26 protein-coding genes are annotated in these 26072 nt (G+C 42.7%); 16 read left to right on the top strand and 10 right to left on the bottom strand.

What is annotated here, in order from left to right; genetic code table 11:
• Positions 1 to 92: 92 nt before the first annotated feature.
• The 4 genes from AACV20_RS11830 (at position 93) to AACV20_RS11815 (ending at position 3393) form a co-directional block, all read left to right on the top strand.
• Positions 93 to 1445: a DNA-3-methyladenine glycosylase 2 family protein gene (locus AACV20_RS11830; protein WP_170907414.1), complete on the top strand. Its 1353-nt coding sequence runs from the start codon at positions 93 to 95 to the stop codon at positions 1443 to 1445.
• 1 nt (position 1446) lies between these two features.
• Entirely contained in the window at positions 1447 to 1938 is a 492-nt protein-coding gene (locus AACV20_RS11825) for a methylated-DNA--[protein]-cysteine S-methyltransferase (protein ID WP_019283044.1), read from the top strand.
• Positions 1935 to 2342 (top strand): hypothetical protein, encoded by a 408-nt coding sequence (locus AACV20_RS11820; protein WP_013868244.1) that lies wholly within the window; start codon positions 1935 to 1937, stop codon positions 2340 to 2342. The genes AACV20_RS11825 and AACV20_RS11820 overlap by 4 nt, the downstream gene beginning before the upstream one ends.
• 184 nt (positions 2343 to 2526) lie before the next feature.
• Positions 2527 to 3393: a glycerol kinase gene (locus AACV20_RS11815; RefSeq protein ID WP_170907413.1), complete on the top strand. Its 867-nt coding sequence runs from the start codon at positions 2527 to 2529 to the stop codon at positions 3391 to 3393.
• A gap of 79 nt (positions 3394 to 3472) precedes the next feature.
• On the opposite strand, the gene AACV20_RS11810 is transcribed toward AACV20_RS11815, so the two are convergent.
• The 3 genes from AACV20_RS11810 to AACV20_RS11800 form a co-directional block, all read right to left on the bottom strand.
• Positions 3473 to 3904 (bottom strand): YccF domain-containing protein, encoded by a 432-nt coding sequence (locus AACV20_RS11810; protein WP_026027764.1) that lies wholly within the window; start codon positions 3902 to 3904, stop codon positions 3473 to 3475.
• A 73-nt stretch (positions 3905 to 3977) separates the two neighbouring features.
• Entirely contained in the window at positions 3978 to 4700 is a 723-nt protein-coding gene (locus tag AACV20_RS11805) for a sulfite exporter TauE/SafE family protein (protein WP_013868241.1), read from the bottom strand.
• A 115-nt stretch (positions 4701 to 4815) separates the two neighbouring features.
• Entirely contained in the window at positions 4816 to 5454 is a 639-nt protein-coding gene (locus AACV20_RS11800; protein WP_017043238.1) for an NAD(P)-dependent oxidoreductase, read from the bottom strand.
• Positions 5455 to 5579: 125 nt separating this feature from the next.
• On the opposite strand from AACV20_RS11800, the gene AACV20_RS11795 reads away from it, so the two are divergent.
• The 6 genes from AACV20_RS11795 (at position 5580) to makE (ending at position 11202) form a co-directional block, all read left to right on the top strand.
• Positions 5580 to 6467 (top strand): LysR family transcriptional regulator, encoded by an 888-nt coding sequence (locus AACV20_RS11795; RefSeq protein ID WP_170907336.1) that lies wholly within the window; start codon positions 5580 to 5582, stop codon positions 6465 to 6467.
• Between the two features lie 624 nt (positions 6468 to 7091).
• Positions 7092 to 7472 (top strand): alpha-pore-forming tripartite toxin MakABE regulator MakD, encoded by a 381-nt coding sequence (gene makD, locus AACV20_RS11790; protein ID WP_013868237.1) that lies wholly within the window; start codon positions 7092 to 7094, stop codon positions 7470 to 7472.
• Between the two features lie 24 nt (positions 7473 to 7496).
• Positions 7497 to 7892: an alpha-pore-forming tripartite toxin MakABE regulator MakC gene (makC, locus tag AACV20_RS11785; protein ID WP_013868236.1), complete on the top strand. Its 396-nt coding sequence runs from the start codon at positions 7497 to 7499 to the stop codon at positions 7890 to 7892.
• A gap of 11 nt (positions 7893 to 7903) precedes the next feature.
• Positions 7904 to 8968: an alpha-pore-forming cytotoxin subunit MakB gene (gene makB, locus AACV20_RS11780; RefSeq protein ID WP_013868235.1), complete on the top strand. Its 1065-nt coding sequence runs from the start codon at positions 7904 to 7906 to the stop codon at positions 8966 to 8968.
• Positions 8969 to 8980: 12 nt separating this feature from the next.
• A complete protein-coding gene (gene makA / locus AACV20_RS11775; RefSeq protein ID WP_000082912.1) occupies positions 8981 to 10090 on the top strand; it encodes a cytotoxin MakA in 1110 nt (369 codons plus the stop codon).
• A 50-nt stretch (positions 10091 to 10140) separates the two neighbouring features.
• Positions 10141 to 11202: an alpha-pore-forming cytotoxin subunit MakE gene (gene makE / locus AACV20_RS11770; protein ID WP_094145044.1), complete on the top strand. Its 1062-nt coding sequence runs from the start codon at positions 10141 to 10143 to the stop codon at positions 11200 to 11202.
• A gap of 35 nt (positions 11203 to 11237) precedes the next feature.
• Here the strand turns inward: makE and AACV20_RS11765 are convergent, their stop codons facing one another.
• The 5 genes from AACV20_RS11765 to AACV20_RS11745 all read right to left on the bottom strand — a co-directional run bounded on the left by AACV20_RS11765 (position 11238) and on the right by AACV20_RS11745 (position 15339).
• Positions 11238 to 12473 carry an aromatic amino acid transport family protein gene (locus AACV20_RS11765; protein WP_212752596.1) on the bottom strand — a complete coding sequence of 412 codons (1236 nt, stop codon included), beginning with the start codon at positions 12471 to 12473 and terminating at the stop codon, positions 11238 to 11240.
• A gap of 462 nt (positions 12474 to 12935) precedes the next feature.
• Positions 12936 to 13799: an NAD(P)-dependent oxidoreductase gene (locus AACV20_RS11760; RefSeq protein ID WP_094128625.1), complete on the bottom strand. Its 864-nt coding sequence runs from the start codon at positions 13797 to 13799 to the stop codon at positions 12936 to 12938.
• A gap of 167 nt (positions 13800 to 13966) precedes the next feature.
• Positions 13967 to 14683, bottom strand: a complete 717-nt coding sequence (locus AACV20_RS11755; RefSeq protein WP_017044945.1) for a YebC/PmpR family DNA-binding transcriptional regulator — start codon at positions 14681 to 14683, stop codon at positions 13967 to 13969.
• Between the two features lie 89 nt (positions 14684 to 14772).
• Positions 14773 to 14982 carry a DUF3283 family protein gene (locus AACV20_RS11750; RefSeq protein ID WP_017046863.1) on the bottom strand — a complete coding sequence of 70 codons (210 nt, stop codon included), beginning with the start codon at positions 14980 to 14982 and terminating at the stop codon, positions 14773 to 14775.
• 159 nt (positions 14983 to 15141) lie between these two features.
• Positions 15142 to 15339 carry a PA3496 family putative envelope integrity protein gene (locus AACV20_RS11745; RefSeq protein WP_017043498.1) on the bottom strand — a complete coding sequence of 66 codons (198 nt, stop codon included), beginning with the start codon at positions 15337 to 15339 and terminating at the stop codon, positions 15142 to 15144.
• 355 nt (positions 15340 to 15694) lie between these two features.
• Between AACV20_RS11745 and AACV20_RS11740 the strand changes: the two genes are divergently transcribed.
• Positions 15695 to 16150: a transcriptional regulator gene (locus tag AACV20_RS11740; RefSeq protein WP_170907334.1), complete on the top strand. Its 456-nt coding sequence runs from the start codon at positions 15695 to 15697 to the stop codon at positions 16148 to 16150.
• Between the two features lie 178 nt (positions 16151 to 16328).
• Here the strand turns inward: AACV20_RS11740 and AACV20_RS11735 are convergent, their stop codons facing one another.
• A complete protein-coding gene (locus AACV20_RS11735; protein ID WP_170907333.1) occupies positions 16329 to 18305 on the bottom strand; it encodes a replication initiator protein RctB domain-containing protein in 1977 nt (658 codons plus the stop codon).
• 1229 nt (positions 18306 to 19534) lie between these two features.
• Here AACV20_RS11735 and AACV20_RS11730 point away from each other — a divergent pair.
• Positions 19535 to 20752 carry a ParA family protein gene (locus AACV20_RS11730; RefSeq protein WP_170907332.1) on the top strand — a complete coding sequence of 406 codons (1218 nt, stop codon included), beginning with the start codon at positions 19535 to 19537 and terminating at the stop codon, positions 20750 to 20752.
• 7 nt (positions 20753 to 20759) lie between these two features.
• On the top strand, positions 20760 to 21731 hold the full coding sequence (locus AACV20_RS11725; RefSeq protein ID WP_170907331.1) for a ParB/RepB/Spo0J family partition protein: 972 nt from the start codon (positions 20760 to 20762) through the stop codon (positions 21729 to 21731).
• A 71-nt stretch (positions 21732 to 21802) separates the two neighbouring features.
• On the opposite strand, the gene AACV20_RS11720 is transcribed toward AACV20_RS11725, so the two are convergent.
• A complete protein-coding gene (locus tag AACV20_RS11720; protein ID WP_094124552.1) occupies positions 21803 to 22837 on the bottom strand; it encodes an ABC transporter substrate-binding protein in 1035 nt (344 codons plus the stop codon).
• A gap of 173 nt (positions 22838 to 23010) precedes the next feature.
• Between AACV20_RS11720 and AACV20_RS11715 the strand changes: the two genes are divergently transcribed.
• From AACV20_RS11715 to AACV20_RS11705, 3 genes are all read left to right on the top strand, one after another.
• Positions 23011 to 25074, top strand: coding sequence for a tRNA(Met) cytidine acetyltransferase TmcA (locus AACV20_RS11715; RefSeq protein WP_170907330.1), 2064 nt, complete (start codon positions 23011 to 23013; stop codon positions 25072 to 25074).
• Between the two features lie 307 nt (positions 25075 to 25381).
• Positions 25382 to 25645, top strand: a complete 264-nt coding sequence (locus tag AACV20_RS11710) for an STAS domain-containing protein (protein ID WP_017044940.1) — start codon at positions 25382 to 25384, stop codon at positions 25643 to 25645.
• Positions 25646 to 25668: 23 nt separating this feature from the next.
• Entirely contained in the window at positions 25669 to 26028 is a 360-nt protein-coding gene (locus AACV20_RS11705; protein ID WP_026027193.1) for a response regulator, read from the top strand.
• Positions 26029 to 26072: the final 44 nt, after the last annotated feature.

The following is a 26072-nucleotide window of genomic DNA, read 5'->3' as shown; positions in this document are numbered from 1 at the left end:
CAGTTCCGAAAATGGCTAGTATCGACAGAATTCATGCATACACTTAGCTTATAAAAACTGCATAAGGCTCGTTATACCAAATGGCACCATGGATGGAACTCGATAAAGAACAATGCCAACAAGCTCGCACTAGCCGTGATCCGCGATTTGATGGACGATTTTTCGTTGCCGTCAAAACAACCAACATCTTTTGTCGCCCAATATGTCCGGCAACCCTGCCAAAAGAAAAGAATGTTGAATACTTCGCCAACTCCGCACTAGCTCTACAAGCGGGTTATCGGCCATGCCTGCGTTGCCGCCCAGACAGTGCACCTCATTCTTGGGCATGGAAAGGAGTTGAAACCACCTTCTTGCGTGCAATCAAGCTTATTGAGCAAGGTGAATTACAATCGAGCAATCTGGCTCAATTTGCCGAACGTTTGGGGATCAGTGACCGCTACCTACGACAACTGTTTCAAACCCATTTAGGAGTGTCACCGAAACAATATGCTCAGTACCATCAGTTGATGTTTGCTAAACAGTTGTTGCATTCCAGTGCTCTGTCCATTACCGATATAGGATTCGCTTGTGGGTTCAACAGTACCCGCCGCTTTAACGATGCGTTTATCAAAACGTTGCAACTGACCCCCAGCCAAGTGCGGCAATCTAAAACTGCATTGATGACAAAAAACCTATTAACACTCTCTTTTCGCGGCCCTTTCGATTGGCAACATATGCTAGATTTCTATCGATTACGTGCAGTAAACGCCATTGAACAGGTCAGTAACAATCATTATCAACGCACCTTCAACATACACAATACGACCGGCTGGTTTAGTGCCAGCTTAACCTCTGCGACCCATTTAGAGGTTGAATTCGAGTTGCAAGACATCACCAAACTGCGTTACTTGGTGGCAAAACTACGCCGCCTATTTGACCTCGAAGCCGACATCAGCCACATCGAGGCCTATTTGGAAGACTGCGCTCCGGGTTTAGTCACTCGTTCAGGAATCCGCATTCCCGGCGTTTGGAATTGTTGGGAGGCGGGAGTCAGAGCTATTTTAGGCCAACAAGTTTCGATAAAAGCAGCCATTGGCCAGCTCAACCTGTTAGTCGATGCGGTGAACCCAGCTCAAAATACGAGCAGTTACTTTCCTAGCCCGGAACAAATCGCACAGCTTGATTTGCACTTTTTAAAGATGCCACACAGCCGAAAAGAGACCTTAACACGCTTTGCTCAATTCATGTGCCAACACCCTGAAGCCGATATGGATGCTTGGCTTTCACTAAAAGGTATTGGGCCGTGGACCGTAAACTACGCTAGGTTAAGAGGTCAGTCCGATTCAGATTGCTTTCTAGACACTGATTTGGTGGTTAAGAAGGCCTTAAGCCATTTTCCTGAGCTGAACGCAGACAAGGTTTCACCTTGGGGAAGTTACGCCACCTTTCACTGTTGGAATTACTAATATGAATAGCTTCACCCACTATCACAGCCCCTTAGGAATCATGACATTGCAAGCCTGCGAGCAAGGTTTATTGGGGGCTTGGTTTGAAACCGAAACCACCATGCCAACAGAGTTAGGGGTAAAATCCGAACACTGCACTATACTCATCAATACTATCAAACAGTTAGATGAGTACTTTTCCGGGAAACGGACTATATTTACTTTACCTTTAGCGGCAAAAGGCACCGAGTTCCAACAATCTGTGTGGCAAGCATTATGCAAGATACCTTATGGCGAAACTTGGAACTACCAACAGATTGCAGAGGCGATCGGTAACCCCAAAGCCGTAAGGGCTGTCGGCTTGGCCAATGGTAGAAATCCAATTTCGATCATCGTTCCTTGCCATAGAGTGATCGGAAAAAGTGGTAAACTCACTGGCTATGCGGGGGGCTTAAACCGTAAAGCGAGCTTATTAGAACTTGAGCGAACAACAACAGAGGTTGCAGCAACATGATAAGATCTACGGCAAAATCAATCAGTATTCTCGTCCTTACAGCCACTTTGCAAGGCTGTTTTCAAGATGACCTTGAACGTTGGTTAAACCGTGAAACTTATGAGTTCAAAGGGACTTATGACAACCAGTTCAATGATGACTTATTGATTTTCGAAGAGGGTGTTGTACGTGCTGAATCTGAAACTCAGCACTGGTCTCGCGCTTACAGCGTGGATGGTAATCAACTGACGATCCAGCTACGCAATAACTCGAAAGAAAAACGCGAAGATATCGTGCTTGTGATCCATGGCAAAGGAGAAGTGCTCACATGCAGTGTCTGCGCCATGTATAAATTGAGTAACGTATGGGTAAAAACAGGCAATGTTGAAGCCAAACCGTCTGGAGTAGAAAACGCGAGCCAATAACTCGCGTTAACGCAATGACCAGTTCTACTCACTCATGTTTACCCGCGCCTAAGCTCAAAAATTAAGCTTTTATCTATTTTAAAAACCATCGCACACACTCGCTCTGTCATTTACCCAAAATTCAAGTAAGGTAGAGATATCAGACTGTTGAATTGAATGGATCTCGTGAAATAAGGAGATAATGATGGCAGAAAAACTGTCAACCTCGGCACTGGCTAAATTGCGTAATACAGACGCTAAACAACTATTCAGTAACCTCCAAAAAGCAGGATACATTAACCGCTTCGACAACAAGTGGGTATTAACAGAACTGGGAGCAAAATTTGGCGGCGAATACGCCCAGCACACGCAATATGGCCAATTTATTGTCTGGCCGGAAAACTTGCTCGTCGACACACAAGCCACCAGCGGGAAAACGTTAAGTGCCACTCAACTTGGCGATCATTTCAGGCTCAACCCCAAAAAAATAAATCAACTATTGAGTGAGTTAGGCTGGATATCTAAAACAGAAAAAGGCTGGCAAGTAACGGAGGCTGGGCTCAGAGCTGGCGCCCAGCAACGTGAAGACAAAGTTTCTGAGCAATTATTTGTTGTTTGGCATGATACGGTGACTCGCCATAAACGTCTGAAACAATCCATTGTCGAATTTTTAGGGCAAGAGGCTCACAGCCAATCGACCGATAAATCATTGTCCCACTTTCGCCAAAAATTTGAGGCAAAACATCGCACCTTAGACGGCCACTATGTTCGCTCAACCGGCGAATTATTGATCGATAATTGGCTCTATTTGGCGGGCGTCGTCCACGCTTATGAGCGTCAGTTGCCGATAGAAGCTGATGTGATGTGCGATTTTTATCTGCCAACAGGGAAAGTCTATTTACAATATTGGGGTTCAGATAATGGCGCAACCGACGAAAAAACGCGCTTACAAACTCAAGCGATTTACCACGATCACGGCTTTGCTCTGATTAATATTCATCCGCAAGACATTGCGCATTTAGATGACATTCTGCCTAGAAAACTGCGAGAGTTTGGGATTAAAGCGTATTAATCGCGTTGGCAAGATGCCCCCTTCCCCTCGTCACTGAGAGAGCAACACGAGAGAAAAGGAGCAAAAAACAAAACCTATATTAACGATAAGAAGAATAGCGAGCTCTAGCCGCCTCTTCTTTCGGGACGATGGTTTTACCAATCGGAGCCAAAGAAATAACCGCGAGTTTCAAATGCTGTAGTGCGAAAGGGATGCCAATGATGGTAATAAAACACGCCACCGCCGATAAAATATGACCAACGGCTAACCAAAAACCAGCGAAAACAAACCAAATCACATTGCCGATTAAGCCAAATGGGCTGGTACCAATATCTTGCTGATTGGTCAATTCATCACGGGAAATCGCCTCTTGCCCAAAAGGAAAAAACGAAAAGTTACCGATAACAAAGCAAGCACGCCCCCATGGAATGCCAATAATGCTGATAAAGGCAAGGAGACCAAAAAACCACCAAGCGAGCCCCATAAACACTCCGCCCAGTAAAAACCAAATAATATTGCCGATTGTTCTCATCACTGCTACTCCGTATAAAATAGACCCATAAACCCTTTCAGTATCATTGCATGACCTGAACGGAAGATTAACGCTAGGCTAAACCATGCCATACCGCCGTAACGCCGCTTATCGTACAAAGCAGCAACGCAGCGAAACGGATGTTATCTTTGGGCAGTGATTGCGTGGTCATCATCGCCAACTTATAACCCAACCAAGCTGAGGGGATAAGCGGAATCGTTATCCATAAATGATGTAACGTCAGAAAACCTGCCGGTATTTGAATAATCAAAGAGATGATCGAGCTAAACACAAAAAATGCCGAAAGATTGCCACGCAACTGATTCGCTTCTTGATGCTGTAAGATCAACGCCATCGGCGGCCCACCAATCGCGGAACTAGTTCCAAAGAAACCGGAAAAAAAACCCGCAATACCCATTTTTATCGGGGTAGGTTCGATGCGATACGGCAATAAACTAACAGCCACGGCAAATAACACCAATAAACCAAGCCATAACGCCAGTACATCCGTCGAGACTAAAACCAGAAGGATACCGCCCGCAATTGAACCGGGAACGCGACCAATCAGCGCCATTTTTAAACCGCCGAGCTCAATGTTCGAGCGATGCTTTAAGGCGTTCAAGATAGAAATAAACAGCGCCACGATACAAATGGGGGCAGGAACGTAATCGGCGGAGATCAAGAACAGCAAGGGCGCTGCGACGATCGCTAAACCAAAACCAATCGCCGTTTGCACAAATGAACCCAAGAAAATAAGAAACATGGCGATAAGCGCCGTACTACTGAACATTTCCATTAAAATGCCTATAAGCGAAACAAAGAAAAGTAATGCCCATAGAGAGCATTACTTCGTTCACGTTATCAGCAATTTTCGATCAAGAGAATAGCCAAATGGATCTATCGGACTGGTATCAGTAAGCAACACCAATACGTTGACGAGGGTGAGCGGCACTTTCTAACTCATCGATCATCGCGAGGGCATAATCACTGACTGAGATTTTGCTGTTACCTTCAGCATCAGACAATAGAGCGTCACCGCCCACACGGTAAGCACCTTGTTTCTCACCCGGAAAAATCTCAGCGGCCGGGCTAACAAATGTCCAATTAACCTTGCTTGTACTCGCACGGAAGAGATCCAACGCTTCGCCTTGCGCTAATGCTTCCCCTTTGTACTCTTCAGGGAAACCTTCTACGGTCACCAATTTGATACCGGGAGCGACTTCCAATGAACCCGCACCACCAACCCACAGTAGACGATCCACACCCACTTGCGGTAGATCTGACAGCAGTTTTTGCGCTGTAGCTGCAACAATATCGTGGTTGCCAGCTGCACGTCCGCCGATAGAAGCGATCACGACATCAACACCAGCTAACGCAGCGCTAATTTTTGACAAAGGCTGTTGTAAGTCAAATAGTTGAACGCTAACACCTTCAGCATCAACTTTACTTGAATCACGCACTAACGCGATCACCTCGTGGCCCCGTGCTTTTGCTTCATTGACAATGTGACTACCAATCCAACCTGATGCGCCTAATACTGCAATTTTCATAATTTATTTCCTCATTCGGTTTCTGTTTCTCGACAACAATTGTAGTCTAGTAGTTAAACGAAGGAGGAAAAACACCCAAAAATGATGTAGATTGTATCAATATTCGTATCTAATAAAGGCCTACCATGGACAGACTAACCGCCATGCGCAGTTTTATCGAAGTGGCAAATACTGCCAGTTTTACCAAAGCCGCAGACAACTTGAGCTTAAGTCGATTACAAGTGTCACGTCATGTCCAAGAAGTTGAGGATTGGTTAAAGCAGAGGTTACTGCACCGCACGACACGCAAAGTCAGCCTAACCACCGCCGGTGAAGAGGCTTTAATCCGTTGCGAACAAATTTTGCACCAAACTGCCGAACTTGAAACACGGGCGTTGGAACAGTCACAACTCTTAAACGGTACCATTCGCATTGCCGCGCCGATAGGCCTTGCTCAAAACATGTTATTGGCCGTTGTTGAAGACTTCACGCAACGACACCCCAATGTGTTAATTGACATTGTCGCTTCAGATCGCCTTTCACAACTGGTCGATGAACGCGTGGATATTGCCCTGCGTTTTACCCAACAGCCGGATGATACGCTCATCGCTCGCCGTTTAATGAGCGTCGGCACCGTCATATGCGCTTCCCCTAGCTATCTCAACCAACACCCTCCTATCAATACACCCAATGACTTAACCCAGCACAACTGCTTTGTGCACATGAGTAATAACAAGTGGGATGTGGTTAAAGACAATGAACAGCTCTCTGTCACCGTGAATGGCAACATCCGCGCTAATGATATGGAAATTTTATGCCGTGCTGCCCTACATCACAAAGGCATCGTACGGCTACCATGCGATCTTGCAAATGTCTTTATCGCCTCAGGAACACTAGTACGCGTTTTGCCAGAGTTTCACAGCCCAAGCAGCGCACTATGGGCTGTGTATATTTCTCGTAGCTATCAAACCCCATTGGTTCGCCAATTCATTGATTTCATCGCTCAAAGCTGGAAAAACGATCTCATCGCTTAGCGTTAAGTCATTCTAGATAATAATTTAATCAATATTATTAGCTAGATTAAACATAGTGTTAATGCCAAAAATGAAATTATCTATAATTAATATTGTAGATGACCTCATTTATCTCACAGACATACTATCTACCTATTAAAAAGTTAAGTGAAAATAAAAATATATTTTTACTTACACTAAAACAATCAACAATAAATGTTGATAAGTTACTTAATACTATTAGTAAAAATAACCAGTATTGTTGAAATCATCATTTAACCCTGAAATAAAAATTTCATCAAGTAAATGAGCGTTTATTATCCCTTTCAATATCTCACACAAAAACATGATTAAGCTAGCAAATTAAGTGCTTAATAAATAACAAAAATGAAATTAAACTTAAGATCTATCTATGAATATCATTATAAAATCATTTTATTTACATACTGATATGTACATATTAGTTATGCAACCTTGATTAACTGAAATCACTAACTATATTTAGCCACATAAAGATTATAAACATGTAAATATCAACACTAATATCAATAAGATTTAATAAATATAACCAAAAAACCATTCGAAATGGTTAAATCAGTACAGTGATATTCTGTGGATCCATAAATAAACGTCAGTAGGTATTGAATGAAAAAAATAGAAATACTTATCGTGGTTGATTGTGCCGGAGCATTAGCAACCACGAGCTTAATGGATAACGTTTACTTAATTGATAGTAACCAATGGCTTGGCTCTTGGGATGAAGGAACGTGCCAACTCCACACGGTATCTCAAGATGGTCAGTTTATTTGCTGGCGTAGCTGCGCCATTTCGCCAGATGACGAAGTCAATATAACGGGATTCTCTGGTGACATGATTGATCAAAAAGCTTGCTTACCAAGCCCTGTTAATGACGCGTGGGAAGGCAGAGTTCAGACTCGCGGGGATACTGGGCGTTACCTATATACCATTTCTCTTTCAATAAACGGAATAACAATGAATTTTTCACCTTATCTCGAAGTTCAATAACTCCATCTAAATAAGGAACATTGTATGAAAAAAGTAGAAATACTCATGGTCGTAGATGCAGCAGCAGCGCTTGCAAGTCGAGATCTGCAAAGTAACATTTATCTCATTGATACAAATAAATATATGGGCTCGGGTAATGAAGGCCAAGCTGAGTTAAAAACAGCCTGTAAAGACGGCCAATTATTATGCTGGCGAGTTGTCGCTATTTCACCAGACAATGAAGTTGATATTGTCGAGTTTAATGGGCAAATGATAAATGACAGAGTTTGTATACCCACTAAGCAAGGACTAAGCGGTGATGAATTCTGGGAAGGCCGAGTTGAAGCGCAAGGACAAGCCAGCACACAACAATACAATGCGACCTTGTCTATTGATGGTGCAAGATTAACGTTTGATCCTTTCCTCGTTATTTCACTGTAGAGGGCGAACTCATGTTAAGCCCAAATGTTGATACCGCATTAAATATGCTGACCGACGTATATACTGATTTTTTAGGTATTAGTAACTACGATGCAACGTGCAACTCTCTCTTTATTGGCCATGTAGCAAAAGATCCAAACTGGCTCGTAGAAGTTCGAAGCAGAACTGAGATTTTAAGAGCGGTAATGAATGAGTTTATGCAGCAAAAGCCTAAAATTTTTGCGCAAATTATTACATCGTTTATTAATTATCAGACCACGTTCGATGCCTGCGCACAAAACAGTAAGGCGATAACAAGTACGAAGCAATGGATTGAATGCTTACAATTATTGCAAAAAACGTTAAAGCAAAATATCACGTTAACAAATGAAGCTCAGCAAGTTTTCACGAAATCTTACAGCCAAGCGAAAAATGCAGAGGAGCTGCTCGCATCCAGCATTCAAGATGGCTGGAATGAACTTGCGAGCGAAGAACAAGCAATGGTACGCATTGCAACAGAGATAGGCTCTCTATCGCAATCCATTGCCAGTTTAGGAGCCAATGTCACGGCGGCCCAATTAAGAGCAGGAAAAGCTTACATACAAAGTATGGTCACTATTTCCTACGGTGTCGTAATGGGAGCAACGACGTCTGTACCATTCCTTTCCTTTGCTGGTGCGCTATTCACGGTTGGTTACAGTGCATACAGCACAATATCGAGCGCGAAAGAGGTACAACAAGATTTAGACAAACTCACTCAATTACAAACACTAGCCAGTGAAGAAGCACAAGCGGCTGCCATTACTAAAGCCATTATTCAAACCCTCAGCAACATGAGCGAAGAATTCCTAAAGATTGATGATAGCTTGCCAGCACTTTCATTGTTATGGCAAGACGAATTAGACAAGGTAAACGAACTGATCAACGCCTTACAAAGCGGTTCAGACCCTGCCCTATTGACTGATTTGCAAACCATCAAGATTGCTTCAGCCTCATGGAAAACCATTTCAGAATTTGTGCAACTCATTAGTTTACCGCCAAACGTTGGAAAACCCGTTTTAGTCAACACACTAAATAACACCATTCAAGAACAGTAAAGGAGATACACAATGTCACAACAAGTTACTCAGTTGAACCCAACACAGCAAACCACTCAATCTGCATTTTTGGCAACCACAGTCATCACAGCGCAGTGCCATGCCATTTTAAACACACAATTTACGCCACCTACGGTAAAACCAGATTGGTTTGATGACCTGAGTAAAAAGTTAGACTCAGCAAAATTGGTTGCTAAGCAATGGATTGACGATTTGGGACCACAAGTATCAGCATCGATTCCCTCTAGCGTAATTAATTTTGACGCCACTTTCCAAGCATCAATCGATGCCATTCATGAGTTATATAAAGCGGATCCAACAGCAAGTGGCAAAGACAATACAACGGTTCAGCAAGCTTCACAGATTATGACCGCCCTATCTTCTCAAGTCAGCGGTATCGAAGCCACAGTCAAAGGGATGAATAAGGAACTCTCTGATTGGGGGGTGAAAATGCAAGCAGCACATGATGACTTAGTCAATGGTGCGACCAATATTCAAAAAACAATTATCGATTTACAAACAGATATTGAAAGCATGAATAACGCAATAGACAACAATCGTGCAGCCATTGAGAAACTGAATAAAGATCTAGTCTATGCACAAGTTGCGGTTGGTGTTGGCATCTTTATGCTCGTCGCAGGCGTTGCGCTTACCGTCGCAACCGCCGGCACCGCAGCTGTAGTCTCCGGCGGTATCGCAGCCGTTGGCGCGGCATCGATTATTGCTGGTGGTGTTACGTGGGGCGTATTACAAAATCAAATTGATGATGACTACGACAGCATCGCGCAAGAACAAAAGCAAAAAGCTGAAGATCAACAACAGATTATCGCTTTACAGGGGCTTTCCAATGCCAGTAGCGCAGTCGTTTCAGCGATTGAAACATCGACATCAGTATTATCTGATTTTGAAACGACGTGGACTGTCTTTGGTAACGAGTTAGATGATGTAGTAACCAAGCTTAATAATGGTGCATCCATGCAGAGCATTATTATGGAAAAAGTGATGTCTGACGCAGCGAAAAACGAATGGGATGATGCGGTTGAACTTGCTAAACAGCTAGCTAGCGCAAAAATAGCTATCGAAACGAAAGAGTTAGCACCTGCAGTAAAACAAGCAGCTTAAACATTACTAAGGGGGGTTACGCCCCCTTTTATTCTTTTTCGAGGACCATCATGAATCAATCAGCCAGCGAGCAACTTCAAACCGACATTCCTGCATCTATTAGCGCTATGGTGTTACTAAATTCTGCATGCCAAGGCGTTGTTGAAACTTATATTGATCAAGGCAATGCAGAACATTGGTATGCTCAGGTAGAACAAAATTTAAATGCGGTGCAAAAACTGGTACGGCAATGGCGTTTGAGTGGTAATTTATATTTTTCAAATGACATTATGGACAGTGTTCTTTCCATTGCGAATACATTCAAAGATTCTAATATTCAAATTTTAACGTTATTCAAAGCACTAGAAACCCGTTTTGACACCGCTCAACTAAAACAGCTAACTTCATTAATCTTAACATTACAAAATCCGATTCAAAGTCTTACATCAAATATAAAACGTTATGATGAGGGATTGAATGCTTGGGCTCGCCAAGTGGAAGATGCTCATAACACATTGCAACAAACTATTGCACAGATCCAGCAAGAAGAAGTATCCATCCAAGCAGAAATTATCGCCACCAACGCCCAAATTGATCTAATGAAACAACAGATAGCAGCATTTAAAACCGCCATTGCGAATGCTCAATCGCAGCGTAAGAAAGGGATATTTGAAACGATTTTTGGCGTGGTGCTTGCTCCGTTTACACTGGGAGGTTCTTTGATATTGGCAGGGTTTGGTGTTAGCTCTATTGTAGAAGCACAAAGTGAAATATCTAGCCTGCAAAGCGATATCCAATCATCTTTAAATACCATCAACCACGATCAACAAACGCTCTCTCAAGATCAACAACAAATCGCGTCTCTCAATGCACTATTGCTAAGTGTCGATCAAGTTAACAACGATTGTGCGGCGATCAGCCGATCCTTGGATACACTACAAACCACGGTGCTCAGTTTATACAATGAAACCAACAACGTCGTTTCTAACCTTACCAAAGCACAAGATTCACAAGCGGTCATTCTGGAGCAAGTTTGGTACCAATCAGCTTACAATGAGTGGCAAGATATTCTGGAGGTAGCATCAACGCTCAATAATGCACAACCTCAAATAACAAAAGCTCAAATCAAGTAATTGATTTGGCTCCGTCACTGGAGCCAATGGCTGATTTAATTGAGCAAGTTATAAAGCAATGCCGATACCGCCAATAACCCTATTGCCATGACAAAGGGTGTACTCACCTGCTGTTGATACTTCGCCAGCGATGGCACTTTGAATACAGCAATCATCGGCATAATAAACAAAATCATAGCGATCACGGGGCCTGAAAACGCTTCCATCATTCCCAGAATGCTGGGGTTGAGTATCGCGACAATCCAAATCGTGACAAACAAAATCGCAATGGTGAGTCGCCCAGCAAGACGCACTGACAGGCCAAAGTTTTTACACAGCAACCCAGTCAGGCTTTCTCGCGCACCAAGGAAATGCCCTAAAAAGGAAGAGGTAATGGCAATAAACGCCACTAAAGGGCCTAGAGTGGCGATAAAGGGATTATCTGTGACATTGGCAAGGTAAGTCAGCACTGAAATATTTTGCACTTTTGCTTCTTGCAATGCCTCTGGTGATAAAGCCAATACGCAAGAAAACACGAACAGCAAGACAAACAGAATTAATACAAGACTGGTGTAACGCAGAATCTGCTCTGATTTTTTATCCGCTAGCACGCCATAATGACGACGTTGAACATTGGCAAAACTTGAGATCGCCGCTGCGTGGCTAAAAGAAAACACCACGACAGGAATGGCTAACCACACTGTGTGTAAGAAATCACTCATTTGCGGCAATACTAATGACGGCACTGACCAATACGGGATCAAATAGAGCGAGAGAAATAATAAAATAGCCGCCAATGGATAAACCATAACAGCAAAAGCGCGCAACATGATCTTCTCACCACCCAGCATAATGGCAATTAACGCAAAGACTAAGCCACCAGAAAGTAGCACCCGAGGGGGAGCGACCATCTGCGCTTGATTAACCAAAAAGCTATCAACCGTGTTAGTTAGACCGACACCGTAAATCAGTAAGATTGGGAAAATAGAGAGGAAATACAGCAAAGAGATCAAGCGACCAGCCCTTTGGCCAAAGTGTTCTTCAACAACGTCGGTAAAATCGGCATTAGGACGGCGCGATGAGAGAACAAAACGAGCAAGACCACGATGAGAGAGATAAGTCATCGGAAAAGCGAGTAAGACCATTAACACTAATGGCCAGAAACCACCTAACCCAATGTTGATTGGCAAAAATAGAATGCCAGCCCCAACGGCCGTACCAAATAAACTGAGTAGCCAATAGGTGTCGTGTTTAGTCCAATTGGAAATCTGAACATGACTAAAATGAGCCATTTCCTTAGTGTCTTTCACTGCTTTTTCACTTGTATAAAAATAATAATATCGCGAATCCTACTCCTATTAATCATTATGATCATTTTGAGACCTTGGTCATAATCACTATAATCAAGGGGCTTGGCTTGGATTGAAAACCATGAAAACACCAAATTAACAGCATATTAAACTGGTTTTATGTGACTTTATTGAAACTAAAAACCAAATTTTAAGATTTTTCAGTAAATGTAATTAGTTGACGATTTATCCAGCACAGTCACGCACAGCAAACAAAAATGAAGGACATTTGTCCTCCCTAATCGGTAGGCGATCATGGTTTTATACAATCGTTTTTCGAAAAGAGGCACACAGATAGACACTGTAGGTATGCGGGGCCAGAAGATAAATAGGAATCGATTTATAGGTTTACAGTGTAAATGGCCCTAAATAGGGCCAATTGAGTCTATCTCTGAGCTGTGATATTTATGAATTAACGGCTTTGATAAGGATAGAAGTATCCATTCTTCCCTCACCTTGCTCAGACAAGGCTTGGTAAGCATGATAAGTTTTTTCTGTCATCGGCAATTTTAGATCGTTTCGTTGCGCTTCATCCAAACAAAAGCCCAAGTCTTTGATCATCCAATCAATGGCAAAGCCGTAATCAAATTTACCTATTGACATGTTCACAGCGCGGTTTTCCATCTGCCATGAACCTGCGGCTCCATTTTTCAAACAATCAACCAAAACGCCAATATCTAACCCTGACTTTTCCGCTAAGATCAATCCTTCCGACAGGCCATTTAATACGCCAGCAATGCAAATTTGATTGACCATTTTTGCGCGTTGTCCTTGCCCTGCTTTCCCCATCAGCACCGATGACTTGCCATAAGCATGAAATACGGGTTGCAGCTGCTCAAACAGTTCGGCATCTCCACCACACATAATGGTTAGCACACCATTTTCAGCCCCTGCTTGGCCACCAGAAACAGGAGCATCCATAAAGCGAATGCCCGCTTTATGAGCCGCAGACGCCAGCTCTTCGGCTAACAGTGCCGATGTGGTGGTGTGATCAACCAAAATTGCGCCGCGTTTCATCGCCCCTATCGCGCCGCCGTCACTGGTCGTCATGCTACGGACATCATCATCATTGCCAACGCAGGTTAAAACCACATCGGCATCTTGCACGCACTCTGCGACTGTTTGCGCTGCATGCCCATGATACTGCTGCGCCCACTGCTGCGCTTTAGCTTGAGTGCGGTTGTAGACGCTAACATCAAATCCTGCATTTTTTAGATGCCCAGCCATAGGGTATCCCATAACCCCTAATCCAATAAAACTGACTTTCATTAACTTCTCCTTTTATTATTACCCAGCAGCCCAAACGGACGAACACACGAAACTGAGTGTGGGCTGTATGTATCCTTGCGTCATTCTCTATGAATAAGACCACGGTTAGCAATGCACAGATAAAAAAAAGCCGAGTCAATCACTCGGCTTCTCATTAATTCGCTCTATTACAGCTCAGCGTTATGGTAAACCTGCTGAACATCATCACAGTCATCTAGCATGTCGAGGAATTTCTGGAATTTCTCCGCCTCTTCGCCCGTGACCGGTGTGTGTGTTTGTGGAACGAACGTGATTTCTTCCACATCGATAGTCAAATCAGGGAACTGATTATTTAGCGATGTTTTCACTTTGAAGAATTCAGTGTTAGGTGCAAATACAGTGATCACACCATCTTCCAGTTCAACATCCGTCACATCGACATCATCCATCATCAGTGCTTCAAGGATAGAATCTTCATCATCCCCTTTGAACTGAAATACCGCTTGGTGATCAAACATGTGTGATACGGTACCTGGAGTACCAATTTTCGCACCCGTTTTAACAAAGCATTGACGCACATCTTGGAACGTACGGTTGCCGTTATCTGTTAAGCAGTCAACGATAACACTTGCGCCGCCAGGGCCAAAACCTTCGTAACGAGCAGGTTGGTAGTCTTCACCACCACCACCACTGGCTTTATCTAGCGCTTTATCAATAACGTGGCCTGGAACTTGGTCTTTCTTCGCTTTTGTGATCAGGTGGCGCAAAGACAAGTTCATGTCTGGGTCCGAACCACCATTTTTCGCACACATGTAAATTTCTTTACCGTATTTGGAATAGACTTTAATTTTTGCGCCTTGAGTTTTCGCCATTGAGGCTTTGCGCACTTCAAAACTTCTTCCCATAGGGATGATCTCTCTAATTCAATTTAACGCGAGGGATTTTAGCAAAAAGTGGGATCATTTCAATTTTCCACTTAGCAAAGACATGAATGCTACGCAACACCCATCACTCTTTTGTATTTGTTCACCGATTGTAAAAACCACTCTTTTTCGGCCTCACTGGCAATTTTAGACTGCTGCTGAGTGATCGCTTCAGGCCCTGCTTTTCCTTGCTTGAGTTTCCAAACAAGAAAGGAAGCTTGTTTATCGAGCTCTACTTTGTTTTTTTCTTCAGCGGCAAGTAAAGATAGGTTGAAGGACATGAGTTAGCCTAGATCGGTAAATACGTGGCACGAAATATAGCATAGGACATAGGAAAATTAAGAGCATAAATGTGCAATTTATCGGTATGAAATCAAGAAAATTGGAAAATATAAAGGGTGGCTATGCGCCACCCTTAGGGGATTAATGGTGAGAACTCGTCAGTGAAGTATGCCTAGCTCCTTCGCTTCTTCAATGGTTAAACCACTTTCTCGAATCTCTCTTAATGCTTCAATACGACGGCGAGCTTCGGCTGATTTAAGGTTTTTAACTGGTTTTTGAGTTTCTACTTCTTCCGTGAAGTCCCACTTATTTGCAATATCAGTCATTTCGTCATGGTCAATAGAATTTATGGACATTGTTACCTCCGAACAAACCACGTAAGGGACATGTAATCTGTAGCAAACGACATTTGATTTGTTAAGCATATTTCGTCCATATTGTGATTTTGGCGATGGTTTAGAAACCTTATTTTTAAAACTATTAATATTACTTTGCCAACCTTGCTAGACGAGGCTAAATTTAAATATTGCATACATGAATTCAAGCGTTTTAGCGCTCATTTTATTCTGTTGCATACTATCGCAGTCCCCTCTACCCCACGCTCTTTCAATGTGCTGATTTTTAGCACATGGTTCCCCATTTCTGTTTGGCAAATAAGCTTGAAATGCACCAGACTGTAGTTAATACATTTAAAGTTGTAGGTAAGACGCGATGTGTAAGCTTCACGACTGGTTAACCGAGATCCATCAATGGCATCTGAACAAGCGCTATGATCAGGTGGCTCAATTACAACCTCTGATCCTTAATGCTCCACAGGAGATCTGGGGGCCGGATCTGAGTGATGATCAAAGTAAAGCAATTGCTTGTTGGCTTGATGCTTGCCTGCGCCAATATGAGTACTACAAGCTCATTGACGGTGAGCTTGCCTTCCAATATCTGCAGCTTGCTTACGCTCGTTTTCAGCGTTGTGTCTCGGAGCCGAGTAGTGAACTTGAGTTAAAATCTTGGTGTATAAAACAGATGCAGCAGTTGATGGTACTGAGTTTGGAGCATCTCAACCAACAGCACGTTGATGAGGCCTTATCCCGAAGTTTAATTGATGCTCATGTTCGATTTCTTGCATATTACGCGTGGAACGATGATCAAGGTATAAAGCGAGGGTATTAATTGATTGCAGGGATCAACAGATAAAAAAATAGCGAGTTATATAACTCGCTAAAAACATATATGAGCCAATCTATTAATTCATCAGATAGGACAAAAGGTTGTCTATTCGTTTTCTATACTAACGAACCTTCTAAAACAAAATGTCAGCTACATGTCAAGGTTGTGTTGTAAATTGGTTTTAAATACCAATAGCGACTTCATCAAGTGCCCGGAATACGGATTCATCTAAATGCCCCTCGTACACTTGCTTGCACACTTTGCGGCGTACCGCGAGACCCGAGATCAAACGTTCGATCGATAAATGTTTATTCTCGTTTTTCGTGTTATAGAGCTCGATCAATTTACTTAACGTCTCATAAGAGATCGCCTCATTTCCAACCCTTAGCCAATCCAGCTTATCAATCAGCTCTGTACACTCTTCCTTGATGGAGGATGGTGGATGCCCAGTCATTGCTGATAACGCCGTTATACTGCGTTCTAGGGCCTCTGGAGAGGTATATTTAGATAAGGTAATCGTAATTTCATCGGCATTGATCTCTACTAGGTGTTTGCGCTGCTTGACTCTTCGTCCTAGCTTACCCTTTGGAGACGGTGCTTTACGTTGAATCGGTTCAAATTCACCATCAATGATCTCAGAAAGCTCTTCTAGTTTTTGCTTAGAAACCATCTCATTGCGCAGTGGGTTAGGCAACGTTGGAGCCATGTTGCGTTTGCCTGCATTGGTGGTACGAGCGCGCGAGTAGCGCAGGACTTCTTCCACATCGCACTTAATATCGACTTGGTAATCCATCACTTTTTCTTTATCCACCAGTGTGGTGACCGTCAAATGATAGCCCCAAAGATTCACGACAAATAACAAATCGCTGCCCTTTCCTTCCGATAATCGTTTTAGCTCACGGACAAGATCCATCGAAAAACGACGCCATTCGATATTACGGGCCAACTTTTGGTTCAATTCACTCAGTAGCATGCTGTCGGTATGGCGACGCGACATGCGACTGCGAAAATAGGAGTAGAGTTGGAAGACCAACGTATGTTGCTTTAGGATCTCTGGTGGAAACAAGAAAAAGTAATCGCGAGTGAGTAACTCTTCGTAGAATGAAGGCTCCCACACCAAAATGTACAAATTAGGTTTGATCCTAATTTCACCATCAGCCCCTTCCGTTGGCGCTTCTTCAGAAGCGGTGATCGTTCTTGCTAGGAACCGAAAACGATCACTCTTAAATCCTTCTGGCATGTTTTCACTCAGCCAACGGCCGGTTAACTCATGCAGTTGGAAGTCTGTAAATTCAATCCGATCAATACTATCGCGAATAGAATCTCTTGCTGGGCCACTATCTTTTTTACCGCGAAGCGACAAAATATCAGTAATGTACAATGGGGTTTTATTCGGTGTGTGTTTGGTATTAAGTTGGTAATCTTCTTGGTGGTGATCGTGGTACTGCACCGTTAAGGTGAACAGTGCAAACAGTGTCATTAGATCATCCACTGTCATGATATTTTTGGAAGAACGAGTTTCAATGATCGCACGGGTACCAGAAATCGACACCATTGATTTCTGGTAGCTTTTACGAGTTCTCGGTGGAGCTAATGCTTGATCAATGATCCCAGCCCAATTGGTGGGTGAAACCACAAACTGATCCGCTTCGTCTTTCATCGCTGGTGGAATATTTAGCCCATGCTCTGTCAACAAACGCTTATTGACCTGAGTTTGAGCCAGCGCTTTTGAACGCTTGCGTTTTTCTGTCTGTTTTACTGATTCAGTTACCAGACTGGTTGAACCAAGCACAGAGATGAGCTTATTTGGGTTAACAAATTTATGCAGCATTGTCTTGCCAGCTAAACCTTCTTCAAATCTCACCGGGATCTGTTTAAATAAACCAATACTTACTGCAGCACGCAGCCGTTGCTGAATAGCCGCTCTGGTCAATTGGCCATCGGTTGCTTCAATTAACTCTGTTGTTGAGACTAACCCATCTTGGCTGCGGAAACCTCTTAATGAGATCAGGTTAAGAAGTTCAACGATACTTTTGGTAACACCTTTAAAATGTTGGTATTGATCAACCCAATCAACAGCAGTTTCTGAAACTTCAAAAAGATGCCCATCTTTGTGGCTCCTTGGTGCTTTGATCAATATTTTTTCGTCTGCGTTCATTATTAGATCCGTATCACACTAGCCGTAATATCGCTATAGTTCCAATAGAATAAAGAAAAAGAGATCATAAATAAAGAAAAACTTATTGCTTTTAAATAACTGATCTTTTTGATTATTCTGATCTATATTGCTTATATGATCTAATGATCAGGCCTTAATGAGCAGCCTAATTGATTGTTTTATATGGATAAAAAAAAATCCCCTTCAGAAGCATGATCATAGAAAACTGAAAACATGATCATTGTAGAGAAGAAAGCATGATCAATCACATTCCGAACGATGATCATCAGACGACTGAATCAATGATCAAACACTTTCTTAAAGCATGATCATGGCTCATGCACAACTTATCCACATGATGAGTTGAAGTGATTATTTTATTTGAGCTAGATGAAGAATATGGGCTTGGTTTTTCTTTGGAAAGATGATCAAGGAAGTGCATTAAATGTTCTTTCAAAGTCGATTTTGGCATAAACACGAATTGAAATGACAAATAACTCTTTTAACGGCTTCTATTATAAGGAGTGAGAGTGTGTCGAAAGCATGATCAAGAGCGTATTGAAGAAGGTTTTGTTATTTGGTGTGTTTTAAATTTTACTTGTTATGTACTAGGTATCTTGCTCAGCCCCTACTCCATCTGCAATCACCCGTAATTATGCGCTATTTTTACATGCTTCCGAGCTTAAATCACACTTGATCATTGATCCGATGAAGATCCATTTGTTTTCTGATTATTTGCTGATAAGGAAGGCGCTAATTCCTCTTGATCATTGTTCCTGTGGCGAGGGATCTCTTCGGACGCATGATCATCATGTTAGCCTTGATCATGCGTCCTGTTCCCCTGACGAAAAGGATAAGTTTCCCCTGCCCTGTCGCTCTAGTTATTATTATTCATGTTCTACGATTATTTAATTGATCTGCCGGGGGAACATCATTCCAAATGACACATACCGTAAATTATGCTGCTTCTCTAATCGTTCCGGGTATTTTAAGCTCATTTACAATGTAAATAAGTTACGTTGTAATATTTTTAATGTTCAAATAAATAATGGACTAAGTTACCCATTATTTAAGGAAAAATGATGACCATAATGAGGTCAATTCATTAAATTCCGATATATTTTTCTATTTATTGTGATATTAATCTAAAAGTGAATGTTCACCTTTTTGTTGAGTATTAAATTGTTTGCTGTACAATCTGCGTTAGGTACTTATTATGGAATTTGGCAATGAAAAGAGAACAAACCATAGCGAATCTCTACCAGCTCGCCGAGCAAACTCAACAGGTGCAAGCTGACCGAATTGAAATTGTTTTAGAAGAACGTAGTGATGACCATTTCCCAGCGATGTCAAAAGCGCTAATGGAAACTCGTTCAGGCTTAACACGCCGTAAGCTAGATGATGCCATTTCCAAAATGGAACAAGCTGGCCATCAATTTACTAAAAACAATGCTAATCACTATTCAATTTCTTTAGCGGAAGCCCACATGCTCATGGATGCCGCTGGTGTGCCTAAGTTCCACCAAAGGAAAAAGCATGGTGATCATAAGCCTTGGGTCATCAATGTTCAGAACCAAAAGGGGGGGACAGGTAAATCAATGACGGCTGTCCATCTAGCCGCGTGCCTCGCCCTGAATTTGGATCAGCGTTACCGTATCTGCTTGATTGACTTAGATCCGCAAGGTTCATTACGGTTATTTCTCAACCCGCAAATAAGTTTATCAGAGCACAGTAATATCTATTCTGCCGTTGATATTATGTTAGACAACGTGCCTGAAGACACTGAAGTGGACAAGGCGTTCTTACATAAGAACGTGATGTTGTCAACCCAATATCCCAATTTAAAAACCATCTCTGCATTTCCTGAAGATGCAATGTTTAACGCAGAAGCGTGGCAGTATCTTTCGCAAAACCAATCGCTTGATATTGTTCGACTGCTGAAAGAGAAACTTATCGATAAGATTGGCGATGATTTTGACATCATTATGATTGATACTGGCCCACACGTTGATCCATTGGTATGGAATGCAATGTATGCTTCCAATGCATTACTGATCCCGTGCGCGGCTAAGCGATTAGATTGGGCGTCAACCGTCAATTTCTTTCAACACCTTCCTACGGTTTATGAAATGTTTCCAGAAGATTGGAAAGGGTTAGAATTTGTACGTTTGATGCCGACGATGTTTGAAGATGATAATAAAAAGCAAGTCTCGGTATTAACGGAAATGAATTACCTGTTGGGTGATCAAGTCATGATGGCGACGATTCCGCGTAGCCGAGCATTTGAAACCTGTGCTGACACCTACAGCACCGTTTTTGATCTCACCACCAGCGATTTTGAAGGTGGTAAAAAGACGCTAGCGACTGCGCAAGACGCTGTGCAAAAAAGTGCACTGGAGCTTGAGCGAGTGCTTCACAGTCATTGGTCATCACTAAATCAGGGGTAAGTAAAACATGGCAATTAAAACGTCTGAACTAAATGCGAAACTGTTTGGTAAAGCGAATAAGCGACGTGCAACCACCCCGCAAGAAGCCCAAACGGCAGCGAAAGAACAAGCGCAAATCATCGAATTGGCGGTTGCGGGAGAAGAGTTAGTCACTTTCGAACTGGTCAGGATTCCCGCAGATCAAGTAGCGGAAAAGACGATTGTTTTTACGCAGAATGCGCGTGAACAAGCTTTTCTGAATGAGCATGCTCTATCTGATGTATTGAGTACATTACGCGAGCGTGGTCAGCAATATCCTGCGGTTGGTCGTAAAACCGCTGGGGGCAAAATTGAAGTCCTTGATGGCAGCCGTCGTCGAATGTCTTGTATCTTGGCGGGTAAAGAATTTTTGGTTTATGTTGCTGAAGACATAAACTCGGAACATGCGAAGTTTCTTTCGGATGTGGCAAACGCGCACAAGCCGCTTTCTCTTTATGAGAAGGGTAAAGAGATGCAAGCGAAGCTGGATAACGGTGAAGCGGAAGACCAAAAAGCTTTAGCCAAGATATTTCAATGCAGTGAGGCCCTAGTAAGTGGTGCTCTAAAAGCAGCGGCTTTGCCACTTGAGCTATTGCAAGCTTATCCAAATGTGGTTGAATTAGGTCGTCCAACCATAGTTAAATTGCATAAACAATTTAATGAACTCGATGCAAAGCAACAAGCAAATTTGTTGGAAAAGTGTCAATCTGAAGATGGATTTGTTTGGCAGCGTAGTAGCGTACAAGGTGTTGCCCGATTGACGAAAGAAGTCACAGAGACAATTGAGTCTTGGATACAAGAGTTGTTGCCACCTAAGCGCACTGAGCATGTAAAAATTGATCTGATCAAAGGCCGCGTAAGTTACAGTCGTAAAGGCAGTAATTTAGCGCTTAATTTGAAAAAGGTGGATGATGCTAAGGTGCAAGAAATATTAGATTTTATCCAATCTAAGCTTGATTAAGCATCCATCATGTAAAGAATAAAAACCCGCCACGGCGGGTTTTTTAGTAACTAAGTCTATTCAGTTCGAATCTATTGATTTCTTAAACGCTGCCAGTATTTTTCGTAGATAGCGAGCGCTTCAGGCCCAACATCATTAATGAATTCCCCTTTAGCCATATCTTCATCGGCTGGAAAAATCGTTGGATTGTCGCGAAGTTCTGCTGGAAGCAACGCTCGGCCACTTTTTGTTGCCGATGCATAACCTAAGCTATTCACAATCTCAGCTTGGTTCTCTGCTTGATACATGAAGTTGATGAATTTATGCGCCAACGCTTTGTTGTTGCTTCCTGATGGAATAGTAAAGTTATCCATCCACAAGACTGCGCCTTCTTCCGGCATTACAAATTTTAGCTCTGGCATCTCAACTTGGCCTTGGTAGGCATTCCCGTTCCATTGCATCCCTAACGCTGCTTCACCTGAGACATAAGGCACATGTGGCGCATCAGAGTTATACAACAGTACATTATCTTTTAACGCGACCAATGATTGGTAGGCTTTTTCAATCTCTTTTTCATTTTTTGTATTAATACTGAAGCCATTTAAGATCAGCGCCATACCAAAGACATCGCGAATATCGTCAATCAACATCACTTGTTGGTTATATTTCTTATCCCACAAATCAGCCCAGCGAGAGACACCTTCTGGTACTAATGCTTCGTTATAGCTGAGGCCAGTGATCCCCCAAATATAGGGCAGGGAATAACTATTTTTGGGATCGTGTGCTTGGCCGAGTAGTGAAGGCATGGCATCTTTCATGTTCGGGATTTGTGCATGATCCAGCTCGGTTAGTAACCCTTCACGTCCCATTTTTTCAATGAAATACGCTGAGGCAAAAACCACATCATAACCGCCACCTTTGAGCAACTTGAGCTTGGTATACATTGACTCGTTATTTTCAAAGGTCGAATAGTTAATCGTTACCCCTTCCTGCTGCTCAAACTGCTTGAGGGATTTTTCTGGAAGATATCCTCCCCATGCATAAACGTTGAGTGTTTTGTTGTCTGCGCTTACGTGTGAAGAAGTTAGAGCTGCTGCCAAAACCAATCCTTTGATGAAAGTTTTCATTGCATTTGAATTCCTTAAATAGCCCAGAAGTGTACTGGGGTGTAGGTGAATAATTAGTTAAAAATGGTCACGATTAAAGCAAATATAATTTGTCGTAAAGAAAAATATTTTTAACGACGCACAGTGATTATAGCGGCTGTGCTACCATTGCGTTTCAGCGAGGTGGCGTAAATATGAACATGATAGCGGCTTATTTAGATGATTTGATGGTGCAGGCTGAGAATAGCCTATGGCGTATGGGGCTCTTAATCCGTGGTGAGCCTCAATGGCAACAACACGTGCTTATGCATTTTCTCGCAAAAAATGAGGGGCAAGCCATATTTCAGTTAGGCGGAGAACCGTTACCATGCGTTCGTTATGCCCCCTTCAACAAAGGGCAGCAGTTTCTTGGTCAAGAATGCCATTTACTTATTTGTGATAATCACCATGGTTTTGATGCGAACAGTTTCAGTGCTGCGCTGGGTTCACTGGTCGGTGGTGGGTTACTGTTGATCATTGAAGCCCCTCAGCGTAATGACTCTTTTGCTGAGCGCTGGTTAACGCGAGCGTTGGAACAGCTTGTTGTTATAGAACAGAATCAACCTTGCCCTCCTTTACCCGTTTATCCACGAGTCAGTTCTCAATCACCGATTTATGAACAGCAAGTTGATGCGGTTTCAGCAATTCTTCGTGTTATGGATGGGCATCGCAAGCGACCATTGGTTCTCACTGCCGATCGGGGACGAGGGAAAAGCAGTGCGCTTGGTATTGCTGCGGCTAAATTGATGGCGTCTCGTTCATTAGATATTGTGGTCACGGCACCCTCAATCCATGCCGTAGCGCCGATATTTGAACATGCGGCTAAAGGTTTAGCAGGCGCTCACGTCACCAGACAATCCCTTACTTGGCAAAACTCGTCATTGACGTTTGTGGCACCGGATGAGCTGATTTTGCATCGGCCACAATGTGATCTCCTATTGGTAGATGAAGCGGCCGCGCTGCCTTTATCAATGTTAAAAAACTGGGTTGAACACTATCATCGTGCGGTCTTCTCTACCACCATTCATGGCTACGAAGGGTGTGGGAGAGGGTTCACGCTTAAGTTTCAAACTTGGTTAGCACACCATCGAGCTGGGACTCGAACTCTCCATTTAGATCAGCCGATCCGTTGGCGTCAGGGTGATCCGTTAGAAGCGTGGCATTACGATACTTTCCTCCTTCGTTATGATTTAGCTACATTGCCGACGATGACATCAGAACAGTTAGCGACACTTAACATTGAGCATCTGGATAAGGCTCAACTCATTGCCAACCCGACACGCTTAGCCGCTATTTTTTCGTTATTAGTGAATGCTCATTACCAGACATCACCGAACGATCTATTTCATTTTTTAGCGGACGATAAAGTTCAGCTAGTTGCTGCAATGGTAGATGAGGTTTGTGTCGGTTGTTTGCTGACAGTACGTGAAGGTGGGCTTTGTAACGCTTTAGTGGAAGAGATCCAACGAGGAAAGCGACGTCCTAAAGGTCATCTAGTTCCTGTTTGCTTAGCTAATCAAGTCGGTATTACGCAGGCAGCGCAGAGTGTTTGTCAGCGCATCATGCGTATTGCAGTTCATCCCGAATTACAAAATCAAGGGTTAGGCAGCCGCTTGATTGAAGCGTGCATGTTGGAAAATGATGCCGACTATTTAGCGACGAGTTTTGGCGTAACGAGCGATTTAATGGCTTTTTGGGCTAAGAACCAATTTGTTCCGATAAAACTAGGGAGCCACAGAGACAGCGCAAGTGGCTGTTTTTCCTTAATCATGCTCCAAGAGAAAAAATTGGATTGGTTAACTCGGGCTGAACAAATTTTCGAGCAGCATTTCATTTTCTCGCTATCTGATTCTTTGCAAAATTTAGAGCCGGCTTTGGTTCGGACCATCTTGTCATTAGTCCGAGATCGTGTCGCATGCGCGGATTCAAATGAAGTTAATTTCCTACCTTATTCATTGCTACGTTGTTACGCACAAGGCGGTGCGGATTATGAGAGTGTGAGTGTATGGATTCATCGGCTAATTACTTCATTGGATAAAGCTGCTCTATCACTGTTATCTGATGTACTTATTGTCAAAGTATTGCAAAGGAAAAGCTGGCAAGAGTGTGCCAGTCAATTAAACCTCACTGGACGGAAAATGATTGAGGCTACCCTCCGTCATGACCTTAATCGACTATTAGATGATTTACACTGTAAAGTTGATCATTCAACGCAATGAACTGCAGCCAATTTACACTGTAAAGCGTGAATAATGTAAGAGCAGACACTTTCTCCAGGTGTACTGTGCTTGTCATATGACAAAAAAGTCCTACTACTTACGTCTTAAGAGTAGGATTTTTTTGTTCTAGTCACAGAATAAAAAATCCAAATTATATTAATGAGTTAACCATACGGTCCCCTTATTGTGAGGTTTTTATTTTTGTTCCTAACATGTTCAATCATTTGCTTAATGAGTATTCCCTCCTACACTCAAAGTCAGGTGTTCTCCTAAAAAATAGAATATAAATAGTACGTAAGGATGAGATATGGATTTTTTGTTGGCGGAGTCTTTGGAAATTTCAACGGTACTAGATTCCAAAGCAAATTATCTTCAATGGCTAAGCCTAACTCCTCCTTTAACGATAGATGCATCACGAGTTAATAGCGTGGATGCTGCCGGTCTGCAACTGCTTGCTTCTTTGTTTATGACAGCAGAGCGAGCTGGAATTGAGATCACTTTAGTTAACGCAACAAACACGCTCAATGAAGGTATTGCGCTACTGGCTTTAGAAAGCTTGTTCGCAGAGTAATGAGATTTTGCAAGGAAGGGGCTATGACAAAGATCCTCGCGGTTGATGATTCGGTTTCAATTCGTCAAATGCTAAGCCATACATTGAAAGATGCAGGCTATGACGTTGAAACCGCTACTGATGGAAGTGATGCATTACGTAAGGCACAACAAACCAAATTTGATGTTGTTATTTCGGACGTCAACATGCCAGTGATGGGGGGTTTTGAGTTAGTTAAAGCAATACGTGGTAATGCTCAATATAAGTTTATACCTATTTTGATGTTAACCACTGAAACGAGTATGGAAAAGAAACAAGAAGGAAAACTCGCGGGAGCTACAGGATGGTTGGTCAAACCGTTCAACCCTGAGACGCTATTGAAAACACTAAAACGGGTCATATAGAACACCGTATTTTATTAAAAGCTTCATTCGTTAAACGACGTTAA

Source organism: Vibrio sp. B4-6, from assembly GCF_963888245.1.
GTDB lineage: Bacteria > Pseudomonadota > Gammaproteobacteria > Enterobacterales > Vibrionaceae > Vibrio > Vibrio anguillarum.
This window is presented reverse-complemented; position numbering and strand designations above follow the sequence as displayed.

Coding starts and splice junctions, on each gene's coding strand:
- AACV20_RS11710 (WP_017044940.1), top strand. CDS start 25,382: ATGGATTTTTTGTTGGCGGAGTCTTTGGAAATTTCAACGGTACTAGAT.
- AACV20_RS11805 (WP_013868241.1), bottom strand. CDS start 4,700: ATGGAAATGTTCAGTAGTACGGCGCTTATCGCCATGTTTCTTATTTTC.
- AACV20_RS11760 (WP_094128625.1), bottom strand. CDS start 13,799: ATGAAAGTCAGTTTTATTGGATTAGGGGTTATGGGATACCCTATGGCT.
- AACV20_RS11800 (WP_017043238.1), bottom strand. CDS start 5,454: ATGAAAATTGCAGTATTAGGCGCATCAGGTTGGATTGGTAGTCACATT.
- AACV20_RS11725 (WP_170907331.1), top strand. CDS start 20,760: ATGGCAATTAAAACGTCTGAACTAAATGCGAAACTGTTTGGTAAAGCG.
- AACV20_RS11735 (WP_170907333.1), bottom strand. CDS start 18,305: ATGAACGCAGACGAAAAAATATTGATCAAAGCACCAAGGAGCCACAAA.
- makC (WP_013868236.1), top strand. CDS start 7,497: ATGAAAAAAGTAGAAATACTCATGGTCGTAGATGCAGCAGCAGCGCTT.
- AACV20_RS11810 (WP_026027764.1), bottom strand. CDS start 3,904: ATGAGAACAATCGGCAATATTATTTGGTTTTTACTGGGCGGAGTGTTT.
- AACV20_RS11765 (WP_212752596.1), bottom strand. CDS start 12,473: ATGGCTCATTTTAGTCATGTTCAGATTTCCAATTGGACTAAACACGAC.
- AACV20_RS11715 (WP_170907330.1), top strand. CDS start 23,011: ATGAACATGATAGCGGCTTATTTAGATGATTTGATGGTGCAGGCTGAG.
- AACV20_RS11825 (WP_019283044.1), top strand. CDS start 1,447: ATGAATAGCTTCACCCACTATCACAGCCCCTTAGGAATCATGACATTG.
- AACV20_RS11730 (WP_170907332.1), top strand. CDS start 19,535: ATGAAAAGAGAACAAACCATAGCGAATCTCTACCAGCTCGCCGAGCAA.
- AACV20_RS11705 (WP_026027193.1), top strand. CDS start 25,669: ATGACAAAGATCCTCGCGGTTGATGATTCGGTTTCAATTCGTCAAATG.
- AACV20_RS11820 (WP_013868244.1), top strand. CDS start 1,935: ATGATAAGATCTACGGCAAAATCAATCAGTATTCTCGTCCTTACAGCC.
- makE (WP_094145044.1), top strand. CDS start 10,141: ATGAATCAATCAGCCAGCGAGCAACTTCAAACCGACATTCCTGCATCT.
- AACV20_RS11795 (WP_170907336.1), top strand. CDS start 5,580: ATGGACAGACTAACCGCCATGCGCAGTTTTATCGAAGTGGCAAATACT.
- AACV20_RS11745 (WP_017043498.1), bottom strand. CDS start 15,339: ATGTCCATAAATTCTATTGACCATGACGAAATGACTGATATTGCAAAT.
- AACV20_RS11740 (WP_170907334.1), top strand. CDS start 15,695: ATGTGTAAGCTTCACGACTGGTTAACCGAGATCCATCAATGGCATCTG.
- AACV20_RS11755 (WP_017044945.1), bottom strand. CDS start 14,683: ATGGGAAGAAGTTTTGAAGTGCGCAAAGCCTCAATGGCGAAAACTCAA.
- makB (WP_013868235.1), top strand. CDS start 7,904: ATGTTAAGCCCAAATGTTGATACCGCATTAAATATGCTGACCGACGTA.
- AACV20_RS11815 (WP_170907413.1), top strand. CDS start 2,527: ATGGCAGAAAAACTGTCAACCTCGGCACTGGCTAAATTGCGTAATACA.
- AACV20_RS11720 (WP_094124552.1), bottom strand. CDS start 22,837: ATGAAAACTTTCATCAAAGGATTGGTTTTGGCAGCAGCTCTAACTTCT.
- AACV20_RS11750 (WP_017046863.1), bottom strand. CDS start 14,982: ATGTCCTTCAACCTATCTTTACTTGCCGCTGAAGAAAAAAACAAAGTA.
- AACV20_RS11830 (WP_170907414.1), top strand. CDS start 93: ATGGAACTCGATAAAGAACAATGCCAACAAGCTCGCACTAGCCGTGAT.
- makA (WP_000082912.1), top strand. CDS start 8,981: ATGTCACAACAAGTTACTCAGTTGAACCCAACACAGCAAACCACTCAA.
- makD (WP_013868237.1), top strand. CDS start 7,092: ATGAAAAAAATAGAAATACTTATCGTGGTTGATTGTGCCGGAGCATTA.